At 69.2% G+C, this 22,753-nt stretch carries 12 protein-coding genes and 1 pseudogene; 9 read left to right on the forward strand and 4 right to left on the reverse strand.

The features are described 5' to 3' along the window. Positions 1-15: 15 nt before the first annotated feature. Together ACQP09_RS29485 and ACQP09_RS29490 are read left to right on the forward strand one after the other, a co-directional pair. A complete protein-coding gene (locus ACQP09_RS29485) occupies positions 16-1,215 on the forward strand; it encodes a glycine C-acetyltransferase (RefSeq protein ID WP_433405114.1) in 1,200 nt (399 codons plus the stop codon). Positions 1,216-1,258: 43 nt separating this feature from the next. Next, on the forward strand, positions 1,259-2,182 hold the full coding sequence (locus ACQP09_RS29490; protein WP_433405117.1) for a LysR family transcriptional regulator: 924 nt from the start codon (positions 1,259-1,261) through the stop codon (positions 2,180-2,182). A gap of 34 nt (positions 2,183-2,216) precedes the next feature. On the opposite strand, the gene ACQP09_RS29495 is transcribed toward ACQP09_RS29490, so the two are convergent. Both ACQP09_RS29495 and ACQP09_RS29500 read right to left on the reverse strand, forming a co-directional pair. Beyond that, entirely contained in the window at positions 2,217-3,473 is a 1,257-nt protein-coding gene (locus ACQP09_RS29495; protein WP_433405120.1) for a low temperature requirement protein A, read from the reverse strand. A 62-nt stretch (positions 3,474-3,535) separates the two neighbouring features. After that, positions 3,536-3,928, reverse strand: coding sequence for a VOC family protein (locus ACQP09_RS29500; RefSeq protein WP_433405122.1), 393 nt, complete (start codon positions 3,926-3,928; stop codon positions 3,536-3,538). Between the two features lie 530 nt (positions 3,929-4,458). Between ACQP09_RS29500 and ACQP09_RS29505 the strand changes: the two genes are divergently transcribed. From ACQP09_RS29505 to ACQP09_RS29525, 5 genes and pseudogenes are all read left to right on the forward strand, one after another. Further along, entirely contained in the window at positions 4,459-8,319 is a 3,861-nt protein-coding gene (locus ACQP09_RS29505) for a LamG domain-containing protein (RefSeq protein WP_433405125.1), read from the forward strand. A gap of 316 nt (positions 8,320-8,635) precedes the next feature. Continuing rightward, the gene (locus ACQP09_RS29510; protein ID WP_433405128.1) at positions 8,636-15,097 is read left to right on the forward strand and encodes an RHS repeat-associated core domain-containing protein; all 6,462 of its coding nucleotides are present in this window, start codon (positions 8,636-8,638) and stop codon (positions 15,095-15,097) included. Beyond that, positions 15,094-15,516, forward strand: coding sequence for a hypothetical protein (locus ACQP09_RS29515; protein ID WP_433405131.1), 423 nt, complete (start codon positions 15,094-15,096; stop codon positions 15,514-15,516). Before ACQP09_RS29510 ends, ACQP09_RS29515 begins: the two co-directional genes overlap by 4 nt. Before the next feature lie 147 nt (positions 15,517-15,663). Then, positions 15,664-15,999: pseudogene (locus ACQP09_RS29520) on the forward strand (nucleoside/nucleotide kinase family protein); the annotation flags it as partial. A 94-nt stretch (positions 16,000-16,093) separates the two neighbouring features. After that, positions 16,094-17,233, forward strand: a complete 1,140-nt coding sequence (locus tag ACQP09_RS29525) for a M24 family metallopeptidase (RefSeq protein ID WP_433405135.1) — start codon at positions 16,094-16,096, stop codon at positions 17,231-17,233. A gap of 18 nt (positions 17,234-17,251) precedes the next feature. Here the strand turns inward: ACQP09_RS29525 and treZ are convergent, their stop codons facing one another. After that, positions 17,252-19,012 carry a malto-oligosyltrehalose trehalohydrolase gene (gene treZ, locus ACQP09_RS29530; protein WP_433406804.1) on the reverse strand — a complete coding sequence of 587 codons (1,761 nt, stop codon included), beginning with the start codon at positions 19,010-19,012 and terminating at the stop codon, positions 17,252-17,254. A gap of 220 nt (positions 19,013-19,232) precedes the next feature. Here treZ and ACQP09_RS29535 point away from each other — a divergent pair, with 220 nt between their 5' ends. Further along, positions 19,233-20,639 carry a GH1 family beta-glucosidase gene (locus ACQP09_RS29535; protein ID WP_433405136.1) on the forward strand — a complete coding sequence of 469 codons (1,407 nt, stop codon included), beginning with the start codon at positions 19,233-19,235 and terminating at the stop codon, positions 20,637-20,639. A gap of 14 nt (positions 20,640-20,653) precedes the next feature. Continuing rightward, positions 20,654-21,802 carry an alpha-L-fucosidase gene (locus ACQP09_RS29540; RefSeq protein ID WP_433405139.1) on the forward strand — a complete coding sequence of 383 codons (1,149 nt, stop codon included), beginning with the start codon at positions 20,654-20,656 and terminating at the stop codon, positions 21,800-21,802. Here ACQP09_RS29540 and ACQP09_RS29545 read toward each other — a convergent pair. Next, positions 21,762-22,685, reverse strand: a complete 924-nt coding sequence (locus tag ACQP09_RS29545; RefSeq protein WP_433405142.1) for a GNAT family N-acetyltransferase — start codon at positions 22,683-22,685, stop codon at positions 21,762-21,764. The two genes, ACQP09_RS29540 and ACQP09_RS29545, sit on opposite strands and share 41 nt — an antisense overlap. Positions 22,686-22,753 lie beyond the last annotated feature (68 nt).

Consider the following 22,753-nt stretch of genomic DNA (forward strand, 5'->3'; position numbering starts at 1 on the left):
CTTAAGGACTCCAGCATGTTCGACTCCGTACGCGACGATCTGCGCACCACCCTCGACGAGATCCGCGCCGCCGGGCTGCACAAGCCCGAGCGCGTGATCGGCACCCCGCAGTCCGCGACCGTGGCCGTCACCTCCGGCGGCCGCGCCGGTGAGGTCCTCAACTTCTGCGCCAACAACTACCTGGGCCTCGCCGACCACCCCGAGGTCGTCGCCGCCGCCCACGAGGCGCTGGACCGCTGGGGCTACGGGCTGGCCTCGGTCCGCTTCATCTGCGGAACCCAGGAAGTGCACAAGGAGCTGGAGCAGCGCCTCTCGGCCTTCCTCGGCCAGGAGGACACGATCCTCTACTCCTCCTGCTTCGACGCCAACGGCGGCGTCTTCGAGACGATCCTCGGCCCGGAGGACGCGGTCATCTCCGACGCGCTCAACCACGCCTCGATCATCGACGGCATCCGCCTCTCCAAGGCCCAGCGCTACCGCTACGCCAACCGCGACCTGGCCGACCTGGAGAAGCAGCTCAAGGAGGCGTCCGGCGCCCGCCGCCGTCTGATCGTCACCGACGGCGTGTTCTCCATGGACGGGTACGTGGCCCCGCTCCAGGAGATCTGCGACCTGGCCGACCGCTACGACGCGATGGTCATGGTCGACGACTCGCACGCCGTCGGCTTCGTCGGCCCCGGCGGCCGCGGCACGCCGGAGCTGCACGGCGTCATGGACCGGGTCGACATCATCACCGGCACCCTCGGCAAGGCGCTCGGCGGCGCCTCCGGCGGTTACGTCGCGGCCCGCGCCGAGATCGTCGCGCTGCTGCGCCAGCGCTCGCGCCCGTACCTCTTCTCCAACTCCCTCGCCCCGGTCATCGCCGCCGCCTCCCTCAAGGTCATCGACCTGCTGGAATCCGCCGGCGACCTGCGCGACCAGCTCAACGCCAACACCACGCTCTTCCGCTCCCGGATGACCGAGGAGGGCTTCGAGATCCTGCCCGGCGACCACGCCATCGCCCCCGTCATGATCGGGGACGCGGCGAAGGCGGCCCGGCTGGCGGAGCTGCTCCTGGAGCGCGGTGTGTACGTGATCGGGTTCTCGTACCCCGTCGTGCCGCAGGGCGCCGCGCGCATCCGCGTCCAGCTCTCCGCCGCGCACTCCACCGCCGATGTGAACCGCGCCGTGGACGCCTTCGTCGACGCCCGGGCGGCCCTCGACGCGGAGGCGTGAGCGCCAGGTCGGGGCCCCGGCCGCGACCTGGGACAATGGGCACATGATCGATGCGCGGCGGCTGCGAATCCTCCGTGCGGTGGCCGACCACCGCACGGTGACCGCGGCCGCCGCCGCGTTGTACCTGACGCCGTCCGCCGTCTCCCAGCAGCTCGCAGCGCTGGAGCAGGAGACCGGCCACCGCCTCGTCGAACGCGGCGCGCGCGGCACCCGGCTCACCGCCGCCGGGGAGATCCTGCTCAGCCACGCCAACGTGGTCCTGGCCCAGCTGGAGCGGGCGGAGGCGGAGCTGGCGGCGTACGGCGCGGGCGTCGCCGGTACGGTCACGGTCGCCGCGTTCGCCACCGGCATCGGCCTCGTCCTCGCCCCCGCCCTCACCGAGCTGGCCCGCACCGCGCCCGGCATCCGGGTCAAGGTCCAGGACGCGGAGGGCGACGCGAGCGTCCCGATGGTGCTGGACCGGCAGGTGGATGTGGCGGTGGCCGTCGAGTACCGGGGCGCCCCCGCCGAGGACGACCGCCGCCTCACGCGCGTACCCCTCTACTCGGAGCCGTTCGACGCGGTGCTCCCGGTCGACCACCGCTTGGCGGACCAGGACCAGGTGGCGGTCGCGGACCTCGCGAAGGACCCGTGGATCGGGCCGTACCCGGGCAACCCGTGCCATGAGGTGGTGGTCCTGGCCTGCGAGTACGCCGGCTTCGAGCCGCGCCTGGAGCACTCGTCGGATGACTTCCGGGCGGTGGTGGCGCTGGCCGGGGCGGACGCGGGGGTGGCGCTGGTGCCGAGGTCGGCGCTGCGCGGCGTGGAGCTGACGGGTGTGGTCGTCCGCCCGGTGGAGGGCAGCGCCCCGACCCGCCGCGTCTTCGCGGCCGTACGCCAGGGAGCCGAGGGCCACCCGCTGATCCGCCCGGTGCTGGACGCGATGGAGGCGGTGGCGGTACGGGAGGCGGGGTTGGCGCGGGCGTGAGGGGTGCGGCCGGCCGGCCCGAGCGTGACCGGTCTCAGGGCCGATCGGCCCGGCCCGCCCGCCGGATCCTCCCGCCCCACCACCGCCCGGCCGACGGTGCCATCCCCGCCCGCCCCGGGTCGTACAGGATCTGCCAGCACACCAGCGCCACCAGGATCCCGATCGTGGCCCACGCCGGCAGCCGTACGCCCAGCGGAGCCAGCACCACGGCCACCGCCACGCACGGCAGCCCCCACCCCAGCACCCACACCCGGTCGGCCCGCTCCGCGAGCGGCAGCACGGCGACGACGCCCGCCGCGAAGTACCCCGCCATCGCCCCGCACAGCAGCCAGTGCTGCCCCTTCGGCAGGACATCGTCGAAGTGCGTGATCGCCGAGCCCAGGGCCGTGGCCAGGGCGACCAGGAACCCGGTCATCACGGCGTGCAGCAGCATCGCCAGCCGGGGTGGGAGCGCGTCCTTCCGCAGGTGCGGGATGCCGTTGGTGCCGTACCGCAGGCTCAGGGCGCAGACCCCGGCCAGCAGGCAGAACGCGCCGAGTCCGGTGGCGGCGAGCGGCAGGTCCCAGTCGTCGCGTTCGGAGGCGGCGTCGATGATCTGGATGACCCCTTCGCCCAGCACGATGATCACGTACAGCCCGAGCCGCTCGCCCATGTGCGCGGTGTCGATGCGTGACTCGCTGAGCCGGGGCGGCGCGGGCGCGGCGGCGTGCGGCGGGCCCGGCGGCGGCCGGTCGCCTCGGCGGGCGGCGACCCGTTCGGCGGCCCGGCGGAGGGTGCGGCCGCGCGTGGAGACCAGCAGGGTCACGAGGTCGACGGCGATCCCGAGCGCCCAGAGCCAGTAGCGCCACGGCGTCGGGACGAAGAGCGAGACGAGCCACGGCAGCGCCCCCGCGCCGAACTGCGCCAGCGGCCAGTCCACGACGACGCTGCCCCGCTGCCAGACGCGCCCCGCCTGCCAGCGCAGCAGGACATAGGCGACCACGAAGGTGACCGCGTGGTGGGTGAGGACCGCGTGGACGGAGGCGGCCATCACGGCCATGCCGAGCATCGCGATCAGCAGGGTGCGGACCCGGGTCGCGGAGGCGGCGATGTCCCCGTAGACGGCGAACCCGGCCCACACCGTCCAGAAGGCGAGGTAGAGGACCCCGAACAGCGCGAGGTCCGCCAGGTGCGGCCCGTCGTGCAGGAGGTGGGCCAGCTGCCCGGCCCCCGCGACGACCACCAGGTCGAAGAACAGCTCGTCCCACCCGGCGTGCCGCGCGGCGGGGGCGCCGCTCTCCGTGGACTCCATGACCTCATGGTCGGCGGAGGGCGCCCGGACGCGCCTGAGACTGTGGGCCGAATGGCGACGGGTCAGCCCGCCGGCTGGAGCAGGTCCCAGCGGTTGCCGTACAGGTCCTCGAAGACGGCGACCGAGCCGTACGTCTCGTGCCGGGGCTCCTCCAGGAAGCGCACGCCCGCCGCGCTCATCCGCGCATGGTCGCCCGCGAAGTCCTCGGTATGCAGGAAGAACCCGACCCGCCCGCCCGTCTGCGCCCCCACACTCGCCTCCTGAGCCCCGCCCTTCGCCCGCGCCAGCAGCACCCCCGTACCCGCCGCCGCCCCACGCGGGCGCACCACCACCCAGCGGGACCCGTCGCCCCGGTCGGTGTCCTCCGCCAGCTCGAAGCCGAGCGCGTCGCGGTAGAAGGCGATGGCCTCGTCGTAGTCGCGGACGACCAGGGTGACCAGGGCGATGTGGGACATGGGCTTCTCCAGGAGTCCGGTGACATGGTTATACGTAACACTAATGCTGTTGGTCCTACCGTGTTGGTGCAGGGTGGGCGGCAGGACGTCGAGCCCGGCTGGTCGATCAAAGGCGCCCTTGGCTGGTACGGGGGAGGTGTGCGGAGTCAGCGCAGGATCCACCTCGCGCCATGCCCATATTGAGCGTGGTCTGCTCACGGGGCCTACTCCACTCCGGATGCCGGACGAATGAGCGAAATCGTTCAGGCGCTCGCCGACTGGCTGTTCCACCAGCAGGCTTTGAGCTTGAACCCGACGGCTCAGAGGTGGGTCCGGGCGTGGGGTCGCAGTTCGCGGTGTCTCGTCGTTCACGGTGCACGGGCTTGTCAGGTGGTGTTCGCGTTCCCGAACCGAGGTGTTCCGGGGCGCGGTCGCAGCGGCGACGGCGTGAGACTTCCGACTGCCCTCAACTTGACCTTCTTCCTTGGCGGTTCCACGCAAATCCAGACCGTGCGGCCTGTTTTGCCCTTGAGGCACCTCCACTTCGAGGGATGAAGTCGCAGGGCTTTGCTTTCGCTACCCAGAAGGTGGTGATCTGGAACACACTTGACGAGGCTCCTTCAATCCTTGAGTCTTGGCTCACTTTTGTGAAGACCATGTGGAAAACGGGGGGGGGTGTGAGTGGTGGGGTGTGGCGTCATGTGCGTCACGGTGTGTGCGTGACGGCCGTGTTGGCCACCATGGTGAGCGTGATGCCTGCTCAAAATTCGCAGGCCATGACGCCTTTGGTTCCCGCCGCGCCCATAGGTTCGCCGGAGGTCCGAGGTTCAGCCGAAGCTGCGGCGACCGGGGAGCGGGTGGAGGTTCTGGAGGAGCGCACCGAACGGGAGACGGTCTTCGCCAATCCGGATGGGGCGACTTTCACGCTGGAGAAGTCGATCGTTCCGGTCCGGGTGGCTTCCCAGGGGGAGTGGGTTGAACCCGACGTCACCCTCGTGCGCCATACGGACGGGTCGGTCGGCCCCAGGGCAGCCGCTGTCGATCTGTCGTTCTCAGCCGGGGGTGATGGGGCGGATCTCGTCACGATCGCTGAGGGTGCGCGATCGGTATCGCTCGGCTGGCCCGGCATTCTTCCCGCGCCCCGGCTGGATGGTGAGCGGGCGGTCTACGAGGACGTACTGCCGGACGTGAACCTGATCCTTACCGCGACCGTTGAGGGCTTCCGGCAGGTGCTGGAGGTGGAGTCCCCCGAGGCGGCGGCCAACCCCGCGCTGAAATCCATCGAGTACCAATTCGGTGCGGAGAATCTGACGGTCCAGCCCAGTGCCGGAGGAGGAGTGGACGCCGTGGACGGCAACGGTCTGCCGGTGTTCCGCTCACCCGCCGCCCGGATGTGGAACTCCGCAGGTGACAGCCATCCCTCTGCCCCTGCGCAGCGTTCGCTCTACCTGCCCTCGGTCGTTGACTCCGGGACTGAACAACCGGTAGCAGCAGGCCCTGCTGAAGAGGGTGATCCGCTGGCCGGCCCGGGTCCAGGCGACGCCTCGTCGGTGATGGACCTCAAACTGACCGACTCCACGGTGACGGTTGAGCCGGACGCCGATCTGCTGGCCACTACCGATGAGCGTGACTTTCCGCTTTACGTCGATCCGTCGGTGGAGCTGAACGAGTCCGAGCGCACCGTGCTTTCTTCGGATGGTGACGTTTTCTGGAACTTCTCGGGCGGCGCCAACGGGATGAGCGTCGGCAAGTGCGGCTCGGCGGTGATCGGCGGAGTCTCCTACTACTGCGGCAACGGCTACGTGAACCGTATGTACTTCGAGTTCGAACCCGGCAAACTGAAGGGCAAGCACGTCCTGGACGCCACGTTCCGTGTCACGGAGACATGGTCCTTCTCCTGCTCTGCCCGCTGGGTCGACCTGGAACGTACGAACAACATCTCGCAGTCCTCCCGCTGGCCCGGCCCTGCGAAGCTGGACCAGATGGGTGACCGCAACGTGTCGGCGGGCCGCGGCAGCCATTGCAGTCCTGCGCAGCCGAGGGATGTCATCGAGTTCAACGACGACCCGGCGGAGACCGATGAGAATCTGACGCCCACCGTCCGCAGTTTCGCCGATGGGAAGATCCCGCGGCTGACACTCATGCTGATGGCCAAGGAGGAGTCGGACACGATCTCGTGGAAGCGGTTCGACGACGACGCTGTCCTCAGCGTTGACTACGTGGGAAAGCCGGCCAGGCCCACCAACATCGGCCCCGCCTCAGGGAGCACCCCCACGTGCAAGACGGCTGAGTCCGCTCCGGCGATCATGACTACCCCCACGCCCAACCTCACCGCTACACCCCAGACCGAGGCCGGTGGGGAGTCCGGTGCACGGCTGAGGATCGCCATGGACGTCGACAAGAAGCAGACCGACGGTACTTGGGTCAATGCCATGAGCGAATTGGAGAGGCCGAGCACGGGGTACGTCGGTGACAACGTGAGGGTGACGGCTACCCCTCCGGCGCTACCTCAGAACACGCTGCTACGGATGCGCGCCTGGACGCGGTCCTATTACGGGTCTGGAATCCTCGCGGGACCTTCCAACGCCTCCACGACAGGCTGGTGCTACTTCAAGATCGATAGCACCGCTCCGAAGCCCCCGACCATTGTCTTCAACAAGATTGATGCCGACTCATACACAGAGTGCACGGCAAACGACTGTGTGCCGCGCGGAAAGCCAGGTAAGCCCGGATCATTCACCCTCGGTCCGGCGGCCGGTGACGTCAACACCGCCTACCGGTACTGGCTGACCAGTGGCTCCTACAACTCGGGCATCTCGGCTTACAAGACCGGGGCGAAGGTGACCATCGCCCCCGTCCCACCGATTTCGGGGACCATGACTCTGCACGCCGAGGCCAAGGACACCTACGGCCCGGGTGCGACCGCAACGGTCGACTTTGTCGTCAAGGAAGGCAATGGGCCTGTCGGACGCTGGAATTTCCACGAAGCGTCCGGAGTAGCCGTCGACTCCTCGACCAGCGACCCGGCGCTCAGGGACAACGCGACCCTGACCGGCAATGCTGCCCGCACAGACCAGGGGCGACGCGGTGAGGTGACGATCACCCCTGCCTCGGGGGCCACCCCGGCGGTGAAGAGCCCCGACAACGGGCTCAAGCTGAACGGCACCACCGCCCACGCGGCTACCGCCGGGCCGGTCATCGACACCCGTGCGTCGTACACCGTGGCGGCGTGGGTCCGTATGGACGATCCGACACGCAATGCCACGGTACTGGGCCAGGACGGAGTCAACCGGAGTCCCTTCCTGCTGGGCTACGAGCACACCCTCAAGAAGTGGTCCTTCCGCCAGGCCACCGTCGACGCACCGGCAGGGGGAACCTGGTCCTACGAGAAGGTCGTATCCAAGAACCCGGCGGTTCCGAAAGTGTGGACTCACCTCGCCGGTGTCTTCAACGCCGTCGACAACACGATCAGCTTCTACGTCAACGGAGAGCACCAGGGCACCACCCCGTTCACAACGCCGTGGGCCGCCAACGGTCCTCTGCAGATAGGACGTGTGCACTGGTCCGGTACCTACACGGACTACTTTCCCGGCCTGGTCGATGAAGCAGCCGTGTGGCAGGAGGCCCTGACCGAGGCACAGGTCCGACAGGAGAGTGCCTTGCTGAATGCGGACGGAAAGGCCTCGGTCGAGCTGGTTGCCGCATGGAACCCGGCGGGAGCACAGGGATCATCCTTGGCCGACGGCGTATCGGGCTACGGCCCCACTCTCACCCTTTCTGCGGGCGCCTCACTGGCAGGTGAGGAACTGGTACTCAACGGCACCACCGGGGCAGGTACGACCCCCGGACCGCTGGTGGATGACACAGGTTCCTTCACCGTGACCACCCAGGCCGTGGTCGACCAGGCCAAGATCCTGGCCAAACCGAACGGCTACAAGGCACAGATCGTCGGCCAACGGACAGCTACCGGATCCTCTTGGAGCCTCTGGTTCGAGAAGACCGGCACCCGCCAGGAGCCCGAGTTCGACGAGAACGGTGATCCGGTCATCGACGACAACGGCAACCCCAAGACGACGACGGTACCGGTCGGCCGCTGGCACTTCGGCTGCCTGACCGCTGACGGAACCGGGACTTCCGTCCAGAGCATCGAAGAGGCCTTGATGGACACGGAAACGCGCCTGACCGGTGTCTACAACGCCCAGGACGACACGATCCAGCTGTACCTGACGTCCGACCAGCAGACCAGCGACGGCATCGGCTATACCGCGCAAGTCGGTACCGGCGAGTTCGCGGCCGGCAAGGGCTACCTCGGGGCCTGGGGCAACTTCCTCCCCGGACGGCTCAGCGACATCCGCCTATGGGCCGGGGCGCTGAACGACGGTGAGCAGGTCTCCGAGGTCGTCGGAACCTGAGGGCCTCACCCCCTTTCTCCATCCGAGCGTGGCCTGCACCACTTGGGCCGGCCACGTTCCACCACCCGTAGCAACGCCACACCGCCGTCCGGCCTGTCCGCCGTCCGGCCGCTCCTGGAGAGAAGACGTGTCCGTGTCCCGATCCTTTTCCGCGTCCGTGAGGCTCAGCGTGAAACGCCGCTCCGCCTCCGGTGGCCGGAGACTCCGTGTGCCCCTGGTCGGGGCGTTGGCTCTCATCCTCTCCGTACCGACCGGACTCACCCCCCTGGCGATGGCTGCGGACCCGTTGGGACGTCCCGATGTTCCCGCGCCCCGCGTGAGCAAGGTCAGGACCGTCTCAGCGCTCGGGGCCGACGAGGCCCGCGAGCAAGTGGCGAGGAACAAGGCTCTCAACACCCAGCAGGCTGCCCGGGCGCGCAGTGAGCGGTCCGCCCGTTGGCCGAAGGCAGCGAGAGGAACCCACGAGATATCGGGCAAGCTGGGGGCCTCCCGTACGGCATTCGTCTCCGTGACGGCGCCTGCCCCCGCGAAATCAGCAGCAGGAGGCAGCGACACCCCTGCTCCGGTCGCTGACGGCACCGCCACGGTGAAGGTCCTCGATCAGAAGTCGGCCCGCAGCGCCGGCATCACCGGCGTCGTGTTCACCGCCGCCGCCGAGTCCGCAGGCGATGCCGGACTCACCGTCGACTACTCCTCCTTCGCCGACGCGATCGGCGGCAACTGGGGCTCCCGCCTCGGCCTGGTATCCCTTCCCGCCTGTGCTCTGACCAGCCCGCAGAAGAGGGAGTGCCGCACCCGGACTCCCGTGGCATCCCAGAACGACGGGCTTGCGCAGACCGTGTCCGCGCAGGTGGAGGTTCCGCGGGCAGCTGCTGTCAACAGCAGCACGGCACCGGCGGGTGTGTTCGCCGTGACGGCCTCTGCCACCCCGGCGTCGGCGGCGGGCGACTACAAGGCAACCCCGCTGGCGGCCTCCTCCAACTGGGAGGCCGGCGGTTCCTCGGGCTCGTTCACCTGGTCCTACCCCGTCAGCGTCCCGCCGGCAGCCGCAGGTCCGGCACCCTCGCTCTCGCTGGCCTACGACTCGGGCAGGATCGACGGCCGGACTGCGAACACCAACAACCAGGGCTCCATGCTGGGAGAGGGATTCGACCTCACCTCGTCCTACATCGAGCGCAAGTACGGTTCGTGCGACGACGACGACCAGGCCGACAAGTCCGACCAGTGCTGGAAGTACGAGAACGCCTCGCTCGTCCTGAACGGCAAGGCCACCGAACTCGTCAAGGACGACACCAAGGGCATCTGGCGGCTCAAGAACGACGACGCGTCCCAGGTCACCCACGAGACCGGAGCCGACAACGGCGACGACGGCGACACCATCGTCAACGGCAAGGGCGACGGCAAGGGCGAATACTGGAAGGTCACCACCGGCGACGGCACGGTTTACACCTTCGGCTTGAACAAGCTGTCCGGCGCCGGCACCGAGCGCACCAACTCCGTCTGGACGGTCCCCGTCTTCGGCGACGACTCCGGAGAGCCGGGCCACTCCTCCGGCACCAGCTTCTCCGGTCGCGCCAAGACCCAGGCATGGCGCTGGAACCTCGACCTCGTCACCGACGTACACGGCAACGCCTCTACCTTCTGGTACAAGGCAGAGACCAACCACTACGCCAAGAACGGCGACAAGACCAAGCTCGCTGCCTACACCCGCGGCGGCTACCTCAGCGAGATCAAGTACGGCCAGCGATCGGACACCCTGTTCACCGGAACGCCTTCCGGCAGGGTGACCTTCAGCTACAGCGAGCGCTGCACCGCCGCCGACTGCTCCTCGCTGACCGAGGACACGGCGAAGAGATGGCCGGACGTCCCCTTCGACGCCATCTGCTCCGCGAGCGAGACCGACTGTCTTCCCACCGGCCCGGCCTTCTTCACCCGCAAGATGCTCACCGGCATCAACACGAGCGTCTGGTCCACGGCCGCCGAGCCCGACGCGTACAAGACGGTCGACACCTACACGCTCGCCTACGAGTTCCTGGACGGCGCGGACATCGGCAACCCGTCCGACAAAAGTCTGACGCTCAAGTCGCTCCAGCGCACCGGAAAGAACGGCGGCTCCATCGCCGTACCGCCGGTGGAATTCGACTACCACATGCGGCCCAACCGCGTCGACAGCCCGACCGACAACGTCGTCCCGCTGACCCGGCCCCGACTCAACACCGTCACCACGGAAACCGGCGCGATCACCACGGTCACCCTCTCCGACCCGGAGTGCGTCCGCGGCAGCAAGATGCCCACAGCAGAGGACGACAACAACCTCTCCTGTTATCCCGTCTACTGGCCCGTCAACGGCGGTGACCCGAAGCTCGACTGGTTCCACAAGTACAACGTCATCGCCGTCACCACCTCCGACCCGGCCGGCCAGAACCCCGCCGTTGAGAACTCCTACACCTACGAACGCCCAGCCTGGCGTTTCAACGACGACCCCTTCACCCCCGAGGGCGAGCGGACCTGGTCCACTTGGCGTGGCTACCAGAAGGTCACCACCTACACCGGGGACACCGACCACCCGCAGTCCAAGACGGTCCGCCTGTTCATGCAGGGCATGCACGGGGACAAGCGCCTGGACGGACCCACCCGCAGCGTCCAGGTCCTTGGGATCGACTTTGCGGGACTGAACGTCTCAGACGCCACGGACCTGGACGTCTATGCGGGATTCCTCCGCCAGGAGATCACCTACAACGCCGCAGAACCCGTATCCGTCACCTGGCACAACATTTGGTACAAAGAAACCGCAAGCCAGAAGCGTTCGCACGCGACCACCAAGTCGAACTACGTCCGTACCGCCCGGACATACCAGAGCACCTACCTACCCGTCAGCAACACGTGGCAGCGCAGCAGCACGACGTACACATACGACGCCACCTACGGCATGGCTACCCAGACTCAGTCGAGCGGTGACATGGCCAAGACCGGCGACGAGACCTGCAGCCGTACCTGGTACGCCCGCAATACGGCCGAGGGCCTGACCAGCCTGGTTTCCCGTACTCGCGTCGTCGGCTCCGACTGCGCGGACTCCGCCGGGGCGACGATCACCGATGACAAGTTGAACCTCCCCGCGAACTCCGAGACCCGCGGCGACGTTCTCTCCGACACCGCCGTGGTCTACGACAACTCGTCCGCCACCGGCTGGTCCGCCTCACAGACACCGACCCGGGGTCTTCCCACCTGGTCCGGCCGCGCCAAGGCCTACCCGGCTGCCGCCGGTACCGCCGACCGCCACCCCGCAGTCAACGGCGGCTGGCAGACCTCTGGCAAGACGACCTACGACAGCCTCGGCCGGCCGCTCACCGCCACCGACGCCAAGGGATACGTCACCTCCACCGCGTACTACCCAGCGGCCGTCGGCCCGCTGACCGCCACCATCGTCTCCGCGCCCAAGCTCACCTCCAACGGCCAGATCCACAAGGCGTACACCTACCTCGATCCGGCCCGCGGATCGGTGACGAGCACGCTCGACGCCAACCTCAAGAAGACCGAGAACACCTACGACGCCCTCGGTCGCATCACCGCGACCTGGGCCCCCAACCGCACCAAAGACATCGACACACCCACGGCGAAGTACGACTACAACTTCGCTCGTGGCAGTCAGCCCTGGACCTCGGTCGGCACCCTCAAGGCCGACGGCCAGAGCTACAACACCAGCTATGCCATCACCGACGCCCTGCTCCGCCCGCTGCAAACCCAGACCGCTTCGCCCCTCGGCGGTCGGGTTCTCACCGACACCCGCTATGACGCCCGTGGCCTCGCGTACGAGACGTACGCCGACGTCTACGACAACCTCAAGGCACCGGAAGGCAAGTACGCCCGTGCCTCCTATGCCCACACTCCGGCCCTGACCCGAACGGCGTACGACGCGGCGGCCCGGCCCACGAAGACCACCTTCACCGTGTTCGGCGAGGACCGCTGGTCGACCACCACGAGCTACACCGGCGACTCCACGGCCACCACAGCCGTCAAGGGCGGCAACGCCTCCCGCACCATCATCGACGCGCTGGGCCGCACCACCGAGACGCGCACCTACGGCGGTACCGCGCCGAACGACACGGCGTACGGAGCCACGACCGGCACCGCCTACACGCGCGTCAAGTACGACTACACCCGCGACGGCAAGCAGTCGGTGATCACGGGCATCGACGACGCCAAGTGGACCTACTCCTACGACCTGTTCGGCCGTCAAACCGGCACGATCGACCCGGACAAGGGCGCCTCCAGTACCGAGTACACCGACCTCGACCAGGTCAGCCTGACCACGGACGCGCGCAACGCGAAGCTCCTGTACGAGTACGACGAGCTCGGCCGCAAGACCGGCATGTGGCAGACGGCGAAGTCCGATGCGAACAAGCTCGCCGACTGGACCTACGACACTCTCCTCAAGGGGCAGCCCACCGCCTCCACTCGCTACGTCGGCGGCGCCACCGGCAAGAAGTTCACCAAGCGGATCACCGAGCACGACACGCTGGGCCGCCCCACCAGCACCGACCTCGAGCTGCCGGCCGACGACCCCCTGGTCACCTCCGGCGCGGTCACATCCCCTCTCACCTTCGGAACGGCGTATCTCGCCGACGGGAGCGTCGCCAACACCAAGGAACCGGCCGCCGGTGGTCTCCCCAAGGAGATCATCTCGCCCAAGTACAACTCGCTCGGACTGACGACCGAACTCTCCGGCACCAGCACCTACCTCCTCGGCGTCACCTACTCCGCGCTCGGCCAGGTCGAACAGCTCACCCTCGGTGCAGGTGCCAAGAACACCTACATCACCAACAAGTACGAGGCGGGCACCGGCCGTCTCACCCGCAGCCACGTCACCAATCAGACGCACCCGTACATGCTGCAGGACCTCAACTTCGCCCGGGACGACGCCGGTAACGTCCAGTCGATCCTCGACCCCACCACACTCGGCGGCACCACCAAGGCCGACAACCAGTGCTTCACCTACGACGCGCACCGCCGCCTCACCGAAGCCTGGACCCCGAAGACCGCCGACTGCGCCACGGCGGGCCGCACCACGGCCAACCTTGACGGTGCGGCACCGTACTGGACGAGCTACACCTACAACAACGCCGGCCAGCGCAGCACCGAGACCACCCACACGACCACGGGTGACACGACCACCGGCTACGAGTACAAGACCCCGACCGGCCAGCCGCACCCGCTCGTCAAGACCACTGGCGCCAAGGCCGCGACGTACGGCTACGACCTGGCGGGCAACACCACCAGCCGCCCCGGCACCCAAGCCCCCCAGTCCCTGCTCTGGAACACCGAAGGCGAACTGTCCTCCACCACCGAACCGGCGGTCGGTGCCAAGCCCGCGCTCGGCACCAGCTACCTGTACGACGCCGACGGGGAACTCCTGATCCGCCGCGCGAGCGGCGACGGGGACACGGTCCTCTACCTCGGTACGACGGAGGTGCGCCTCACCACCAAGGGTGCGGCGAAGACCGTCTCCGGCACCCGCTACTACAGCGCGGCCGGCCAGACGATCGCGGTACGCACGGCAACCGTAGGAACTGCAGGGAGCAAGCTCAACTTCCTGGCGGCCGACCACCACGGCACCAGCAGCATCGCCACCGACGCCACCACCCAGGCCGTTACCAAGCGCTACACCACTCCCTTCGGAGCCCCACGCGGAACCCAGCCGGCGGCCTGGCCCGACGACAAGGCATTCCTCGGCAAGTCGACGAACTCCGCGACGGGCCTGACCCACATCGGCGCACGCGAGTACGACACGGGGATCGGCCAGTTCATCAGCGTCGACCCCATCCTCGAACTCGACAAACACCAGACCCTCAACGGCTACAGCTACGGCGGCCAAGCCCCGGCGACGAACTCCGATCCCACCGGCACACGTCTGGACCCGGGCAACGGTCGGCCTGGTAACAGCAGCGCGGCACCGGTAGCTCCTGCTCCGCTCGATTGGGGTTCGTCACCGGGGGTTGGCCAGACAGGGGGGACGGCTGCGACCGGCAGCGGTGGCAAGGGCGGCTCCAGCGGAGGTGGTAGCGGAGGATCCGGCAGTTGTTCCGTTCTGTACGGAAACTGCACACACGATGCAATGAGCGGAGCGGCAGAGAAGGGTCCCGGACCATTCGAGGCAGTCGTTACTGGCCTTGTATCCAACGTTGTCTACGCCATCGATGGGGCTGGCTGGATCTGGGATGATGGATGCTGGGGCGATGGCGGATGGGGACAACCCGGCTGCGGGTTCGGTCCCGGATACGACGAGCAGATGGCCGGATCGGGGGTGGATACGGCAAGCGGCTACTATCTGGTTCCCGGGCTCTTGGCCTCAGTATTCGCTCACAAGCCGATGACCCAGTCCGGAAAGCCTACCTATGGGGATAGGAATGCGCGTGGCCGAAAAGGTTCAATAACGGGTAAGACTACCACGAAGACTCATTGGGCTAGGGTCGAGGTGACTCGTGGCGGCCAGATGGTAGTCACCTACAGCCTGAGAAGTGGCAGTATGACCAGCGGGGAGAGTCAATTCCAGTCCCACACGGAGATTCGGGTGATCCGAATGTCGGGCACGACCAGAATGGACATTAATGGTGATCCTTACTCAAATCTGGCGCCCATCAAGTCGGGCGACACGGTGACCATCCATGGGTTGAAGCCGCCGTGTCGGATTTGTCGGCCGCGCATGCAGCAGGCGGCGGAGGAACTGGGGGCGACCTTCGTGTACAAGCAAGGCAAAAGGGAATGGAGTTGGGGTTCGTGACTCAACCATTTACGTACTGGTCGATCACTGCGTTGGTCATCGGAGAAGCAGTGCCAGGCGCAACTTTCACCGTTTTCATTGGAGACGGAGAAGATGCAGAGAGTGACGGCTTTTACTTTGACTTCCAGCGCCCCCTGGGGGACGAGGTGGAAGAGCAAGATGTGCGGAACGAGACCGACAGTTATTGCATCGTGAACGAGAGCGACGGGGTGCACTATGGCGGCCTTGAGGAAGTTTCTATCCTGCATGGGGCGCTGCATCTCCGCTTCGAAGACGATGCTGTTGAGGCGCTCGAACTGCCGTCGAATGACATCCCACTGGCCATCTCGCCCGATCTCGACATCCGCAAGCTGAGAGTTGGTCTGAAAAGGGTCTTGTCGTACGGAAACCCCGCCAGGCGACCCAGAATCAACCTCTAGCTCCGCTTTCTGCTCAGGCGGAGGGGTTAGGGCGAATGGTGAAACATGCCCCGCCTGGCAGGCGGGAGATTTTAAGAGCGTTCCCCAGCTCTGACCCGAAGCTATTATATGCGCTTTGGGTCAGAGCCGGTCGTTCAGCATGCGGGCCACGCGGTGTACGCCCCCGCCTTCGACCGGGCCCTGGAGGAGCCGGTCGCCGGGGCCCTGGCCGTGCCGCCGGGCGTGCCGCTCGTCGTCACCGAAGGCAACTACCTGCTGCTCGACGAGGGGCCGTGGGCGGCGGTGCGCGGGCTGCTCGACGAGGTCTGGTTCCTGGACCTCGATCCGGAGGTCCGGGTGCGGCGGCTGGTGGAGCGCCATGTGCGGTACGGGAAGCCTCCGGCGTACGCGCGGGCGTGGGTGGAGCGCTCCGACGAGGCGAACGCCCGGCTGGTGGAGAGGGGAAGGGGTCGGGCCGACCTGGTGGTGCGGTTGCCGTCGTAGCCTCACGCCCCAACCCGTTCGCATACGCCCTCCTCCACGGGCAGGATGCTGGGAGTCACGCCCTGCCGTACCCGCGCACCGCCAGGAGGCCCCGATGTCCAGCCCGAACCAGCCCGCCGCGCCCCCCGTGCCCTTCACCGCCGAGGACTACCGGGCCCGGATGGCGAAGGCGGCCGAGTCCGCCGCCGAGGCCGGGCTGGCCGGGGTGATCGTCGCGCCCGGGCCCGACCTCGTCCATCTCACCGGCTACCAGCCCGTCTCCACCGAGCGCCTCACCCTCCTCGTCCTGCGGGCCGGCGAGGAGCCGGTCCTGGTCGTCCCGACGCTGGAGGCGCCCGACGCGGCGGCCGCCGCCGGAGCGCCCGCGCTCGCGCTGCGGGACTGGACCGACGGCGTGGACCCGTACGCGGTGGCCTCCCCGCTGCTCGCGGCCCAGGGCCGCTTCGGCGTCAGCGACAACGCCTGGGCCCTGCACCTCCTCGGCCTCCAGCGGGCGCTGCCCGACACCACGTACACGTCACTCACCGAGGCCCTCCCGATGCTCCGGGCCGTGAAGGACGCCGCCGAGCTGGAGCGCCTCGCGGCGGCGGGGGCGGCGGCGGACGCCACGTACGAGGAGATCCTGAAGGTGCGGTTCTCCGGCCGCCGGGAGAGTGACGTGGCGGCCGATCTCGCCGCGCTCCTCAAGCACTTCGGCCACTCGCAGGTCGACTTCACCGTCGTCGGCTCCGGGCCCAACGGCGCCAACCCGCACCACGAGGCGGGTGAACGCACCATCGAGCGCGGCGACATGGTGGTCCTGGACTTCGGCGGCCTCAAGCACGGTTACGGCTCCGACACCTCCCGTACGGTCTATGTCGGTGAGCCCACCGCCGAGGAGCAGCGGGTCCACGACATCGTCCGCGAGGCCCAGGAGGCCGGCTGCGCCGCCGTGCGGCCCGGGACCGCCTGCCAGGAGGTCGACCGGGCCGCCCGCGCGGTGATCACCGAGTTCGGCTACGGCGAGCGGTTCATCCACCGTACGGGCCACGGCATCGGCGTCACCACGCATGAACCGCCGTACATGATCGAGGGCGAGGAGCAGCCGCTCGTCCCCGGTATGTGCTTCTCCGTCGAGCCGGGCATCTACCTCCCGGGCCGCTTCGGGGTCCGCATCGAGGACATCGTGACCGTCACCGAGGACGGCGGCCGCCGCCTCAACGCCACCGACCGTGAGCTGGCGATCGTCGACTAGCGGACAGGGCCGGGGAGTTCAGTCGTCCGCCAGCACCACGCACGACTCCGGCGGCAGCCGCAGCACCCCGTCCTTCCCCGGTGCCTCCACCGGCTCCCAGGCCGCCAACACCCGTCCGCCGGACCGGCGGTGACGTCCGCGACCCAGCGGGATCGCCGCCGGTACGTCCGCCAGGTTGACCACGACCCGTACATCGCCTCTCCGGTACGCGAACCAGCGGGCGTCCTCGTCGTAGGCGACCTTCACCGCCGCCAGGTCGGGGTCGTGGAGGTCGGGCAGCGTCCGCCGTAGTGCGATCAGTCGGCGGTACCAGGCCAGCAGCCGGGCATGCGGTTCGCGCTCCGGCTCGTCCCAGTCCAGGCAGGAGCGGTCGCGGGTCGCCGGGTCCTGCGGGTCCGGGATCTCCTCCTCGGCCCAGCCGTGCGCGCCGAACTCCTGCCGCCTGCCGTTGCGTACGGCCTCCGCCAGCTCCGGGTCCGTGTGGTCGGTGAAGAACTGCCACGGTGTCCGCGCCCCCCACTCCTCGCCCATGAACAGCATCGGCGTGAACGGGCCGGTCAGCACCAGGGCCGCCGCGCACGCCTGGAGGCCGGGGGAGAGGGAGGCGGCGAGGCGGTCGCCGAGGGCCCGGTTGCCGATCTGGTCGTGCGTCTGCGCGTAGCCGACGAAGCGGTGGGCCGGGGAGCGGGAGACGTCGACCGGGCGGCCGTGGACGCGGCCGCGGAAGCTGGAGTACGTCCCGTTGTGGAAGAACGCCGACGTGACCGTCTTGGCCAGGGCGGCGAGCGGGGCCCGGGCGAAGTCCGCGTAGTAACCCTGGGACTCGCCGGTGAGCGCGGTGTGCAGCGCGTGGTGGAAGTCGTCGTTCCACTGGGCGTGCAGCCCGAGCCCGCCCGCCGGACGCGGAGTCGTCGTACGCGGGTCGCAGAGGTCGGACTCCGCGATCAGGCCCAGTGGCCGTCCCAGCTCCACCGCCAGCGCGTCGACCGCCGTGGACAGCTCCTCCAGGAAGGTGAGCGCCCGGGTGTCGGCCAGCGCGTGCACCGCGTCCAGCCGCAGCCCGTCGAGCCGGTAGTCCCGCAGCCAGGCCAGTGCGCTGCCCAGCAGGAACGCCCGTACCTCGTCCGAGCCCGGCGCGTCCAGGTTGACCGCCGCGCCCCACGGCGTGTGGTGGGTGTCGGTGAAGTACGGGCCGAAGGCGGGCAGATAGTTGCCGGACGGGCCCAGGTGGTTGTGGACCACGTCCAGGACCACTCCGAGCCCCAGCCCATGTGCCGTGTCGACAAAGCGCTTAAGTCCCTCGGGGCCGCCGTACGGTTCGTGCACCGCCCAGAGCGACACCCCCTCGTACCCCCACCCGTTGGTACCCGGGAACGGACAGACCGGCATCAGCGACACATGGGTGACCCCCAGCTCCGCCAGATGGCCCAGCCGCTCCGCCGCCGCGTCGAACGTGCCCTGAGGCGTGTACGTCCCCACGTGCAGCTCGTACAGCACCGCCCGGTTCAGCCGCCGCCCCGCCCACCCGTCGCGCCAGGCGTACGCCTCCTGGTCGACCACCGCGCTCGGCCCGTCCGGACCGTCCGGCTGGCGCCGCGAACGGGGATCCGGCAGCAGCGGCCCGTCGTCCACCCGGAACCCGTAACGCGTCCCGTCCGCCGCCTCCGCCCCGGCGCTCCACCACCCCTCCCGCAGCGGATCGCGCTCCATCGGATACCGGACCTCCGCCGCCTCCAGCACGACCGTGTCCGCCTCGGGGGCCCACACCTCGAACCGCATCCACCACTCCTCGTCCGTACCGTCCGCCACGTGCGTAACAGAGAGACCGTCAGGCCGCCCCGGTGTCCGGAGGCGGCCCCGCGCCCGGCTCACCACCATCCATGACCGCCGGCCTCTGGAACCGCCGGTTACCGGCCATTAAGGTCTGGTCCTGATCATTGCCCGGCCCGCTCACCGCTCATACAGGTTTCGTTCATCCGTACGGCTCATGGAGGCAGCGATGCCCGTACCGCAGTTCCCGCCCGGCTTCCTCTGGGGAGCCTCCGCCTCCGCCTTCCAGACCGAGGGAGCGGTGGACGCCGACGGCAAGGGACCCTCGGGCTGGGACGCGTTCGCCGCGCAGCCCGGCCGGATCAAGGACGGCACCGACACCACCCGGGGCACCGGCTTCCACGCCCGCTACCGCGAGGACGTGGCCCTGCTCGCCGGGCTCGGCGCCGACGCCTTCCGGTTCTCCATCAGCTGGCCGCGCGTCGTCCCGGGCGGCAGCGGGGCCGTCAACGCCGACGGGCTCGACTTCTACGACCGGCTCGTCGACGAGCTCTGCGCCCACGGCGTCACCCCCGCCCCGACCCTCTACCACTGGGACACCCCGCTCCCGCTGGAGGAGGCGGGCGGCTGGCTCGACCGGGACACCGCCTACCGCTTCGCCGAGTACGCCGGAATCGTCGCCGAACGCCTCGCGGACCGGGTCCCGATGTGGATCACCATCAACGAACCCGCCGAGGTCACGATGCTCGGCTACGCGCTCGGCGAGCACGCACCCGGCCGCACGCTCCTCTTCGACGCCCTGCCCGCCGCCCACCACCAGCTCCTCGCCCACGGCCTCGCGGTCCGGGCCCTGCGCGCGGCGGGCGCCGACACCATCGGCGCGGCGTTCTCCCACGCCCCGGTCTGGACGGCCGGCGACTCGGACGAGGACCGCGGGAGCGCCGAGCTGTACGACACGCTCACCAACTGGCTCTTCGCCGACCCCGTCCTCACCGGCCGCTACCCGGACGAGGCCATCGCCGCCCTGATGCCGGGCCCGGTCGCCGACGACCTCAAGGTGATCTCGACCCCGCTCGACTGGTACGGCGTCAACTACTACAACCCCACCCTCGTCGGCGCACCCCGCCCGGAGGCCCTGGAGACCTTCTCCGGCTTCGCGATGCCTGCCGAACTCCCCTTCGGGATACGGGAGATCGAGGGGTACGAGAAGACCGGCTTCGGCTGGCCCGTGGTCCCCGAGGGCCTCACCGAGATCCTCACCCTCCTGCACCGCCGCTACGGCGACCGCCTCCCGCCGCTCCACATCACCGAGAACGGCTGCTCCCTGGACGAGCCGCTCGCCGACGATCGCCGCATCGCCTATCTGGAGAGCCACCTGACCGCTCTGCGCGCGGCGATGGACGCCGGGGTCGACGTACGCGGCTACTTCACCTGGTCGCTCACCGACAACGTGGAGTGGACGGAAGGCGCCTCGCAGCGGTTCGGCCTGGTCCATATCGACTACGAGACCCTCACCCGGACGCCGAAGGACTCGTACGCCTGGTACCGCGACCTGATCCGGACCCAGAAGCAGCAGAAGCAGGGGCAGATCCGGAAGGAAGCGGTCGAGGGGGCTTTCGCGGCTCCGTCCGAATGATCAATACTCCCGCCATGGTCGCTTCATGGTGGTCCCGCGCCCGGCTGGGGATCTTCGTCCACTGGACACCCGCCTCCGTCCCCGGCTGGGCTCCGCCCTACGTCCCGCCGGACGAACTCCCGGCGGCGGGCCGGCGTGCGCCGCTCGGCTGGACCTCGTACGCGGAGTGGTACGAGAACTCCCTCCGCTTCCCCGGCTCCCCGGCCGCCGCCCACCACCGCGCCACCTACGGCACCCGCCCCTACACCGACTTCGGCCGCGACTTCGAGGACGGACTCGCCACCTGGGACCCGGCCGCCTGGGCCCGCTCCTTCCGCGAGGCGGGCGCCGGATACGCGGTGCTGGTCACCAAGCACCACGACGGCTTCTGCCTCTGGCCCTCCGAGACGCGCAACCCGCACCGCACCGGCTGGCACACCACCCGGGACGTGGTCGGCGAGTTCGCCGAAGCCGTACGGGCCGAAGGCCTCCGCTTCGGCGTCTACTACTCCGGCGGGCTCGACTGGACCTTCGACGACCGGCCCATCGGCACCGCCGCCGACATGTTCTCCGCCGTCCCGCGCGGAAGCTACCCGGCCTACGCCGACGTGCAGATGAGGGAACTGATCCGGCGCTACCGCCCCGACATCCTCTGGAACGACATCGCCTGGCCGGCCTCCACCACCGAGATCCGCTCGCTCACCGACTTCTACCGCTTCACCGTCCCGCACGGCGTCGTCAACGACCGCCTGCTCCCGTACGCACCGCACTGGCGGGCCCTGTCGCTGCCGGGCGCCAAGTCCCTCCACAACTGGTGGGACCGGCGCACGGTGGCGCAGGGCGAGGGGTTCGTGCCGCGCACTCCGCCGGAGTTCGACTTCCGTACGCCGGAGTACGCCCGGTACACCGGCTCCGACCCGTACGAGATCACCCGGGGCATCGACCACAGCTTCGGCTACAACCGCAACTCCGGCCCGGACGCCTTCATCGACCGCCGTACGCTGACCTCACTGGTCCGCGACACGGCGGCCGACGGCGGGAACCTGCTGCTCAACGTGGGGCCGCGCGGCGAGGACGCGACGATCCCCGCCGAGCAGCGACTCCGGCTCGACTGGCTCGCCGAGGAGACGGCGAGCGGCGAACTCAGCTCGGACCGAACACCAGGTCGATCCGCTCCTGAGTGACGGGATGACCGGCCCGGGCGAACGCGGCGGCCATCGGCGCGTTCGCGCAGTCCGTCGCGCCCGCGATGAACTCCGCGCCCTGTTCGACCAGGAAGCGGGTGCACTCCACCAGCAGGTCGTAGCCGTACCCGTGCCCGCGCGCCTCGGGGACGACCCCGATGAAGCCGACGCACGGGCCGGACGGGTTGTGCGCCGGCACCTGGATGCCCGCCACCTCGCCGTCCGGCGTGTACGCGAGCTGCCACCACTCACGCGGCGAGGGACACCAGTGGAAGAAGTCCAACTCCTCCTGAGCCGCCGCCTCCAGACCGCCCGGCCCTTCGATCGCCCGCCGGGCATGGGCGTCCAGCGTGACCGAGTGGACCCGGCGCAGTACGTCGAGGATCACGGCGTCGTCCGGCTCGGGCCGGAAGGTGAGCCGGCCCGGCCGCTCGGGCAGCGGGCAGTCGGACGTCCACGTGTAGCGGAAGCGCTCGACGAGCACCTCCATCCCGGCCGCCCGCGCCGCGCCGATCCGCGCCTCGGCGGCGGCCCGGACCTCGGGCACCTCCCGCCAGCCGGGCGGCACGAGCAGGGAGTATTCGGTACGGAAGGGGGCCCGGCGCAGGAGTTCGGCGGCGGCCTCCTCCTCGCCCGGCGCGAAGTCGAACCAGTCGAGCGCGATGGGCGCGGTGTCATCGGGAGCGGCCCACCAGGCGGCCCTGGCCACCACGTTGCCGTCGCGCAGGGCGACCCAGGTCCAGTCGGGGCGGTACTCGCCGCCGTCCGCCACGGTGGCGTAACGGTGGCCGAAGGCGCCACGGCCGACGAGAGCGTTGTCGTGCAGGGAAGGGAAAAGATCGGCGTCGCTCGAAGTGAGCGCGCGAATGACCAGGTCGGTCATGAAGATGTCCTCCGGGGACGAGATACCGCGCTCCCGGTCGGACGTCAGACCTTCCGAGACGTCGGACG

It is taken from the genome of Streptomyces sp. CA-146814, from assembly GCF_050942385.1.
In the GTDB taxonomy this organism is placed as follows: domain Bacteria; phylum Actinomycetota; class Actinomycetes; order Streptomycetales; family Streptomycetaceae; genus Streptomyces.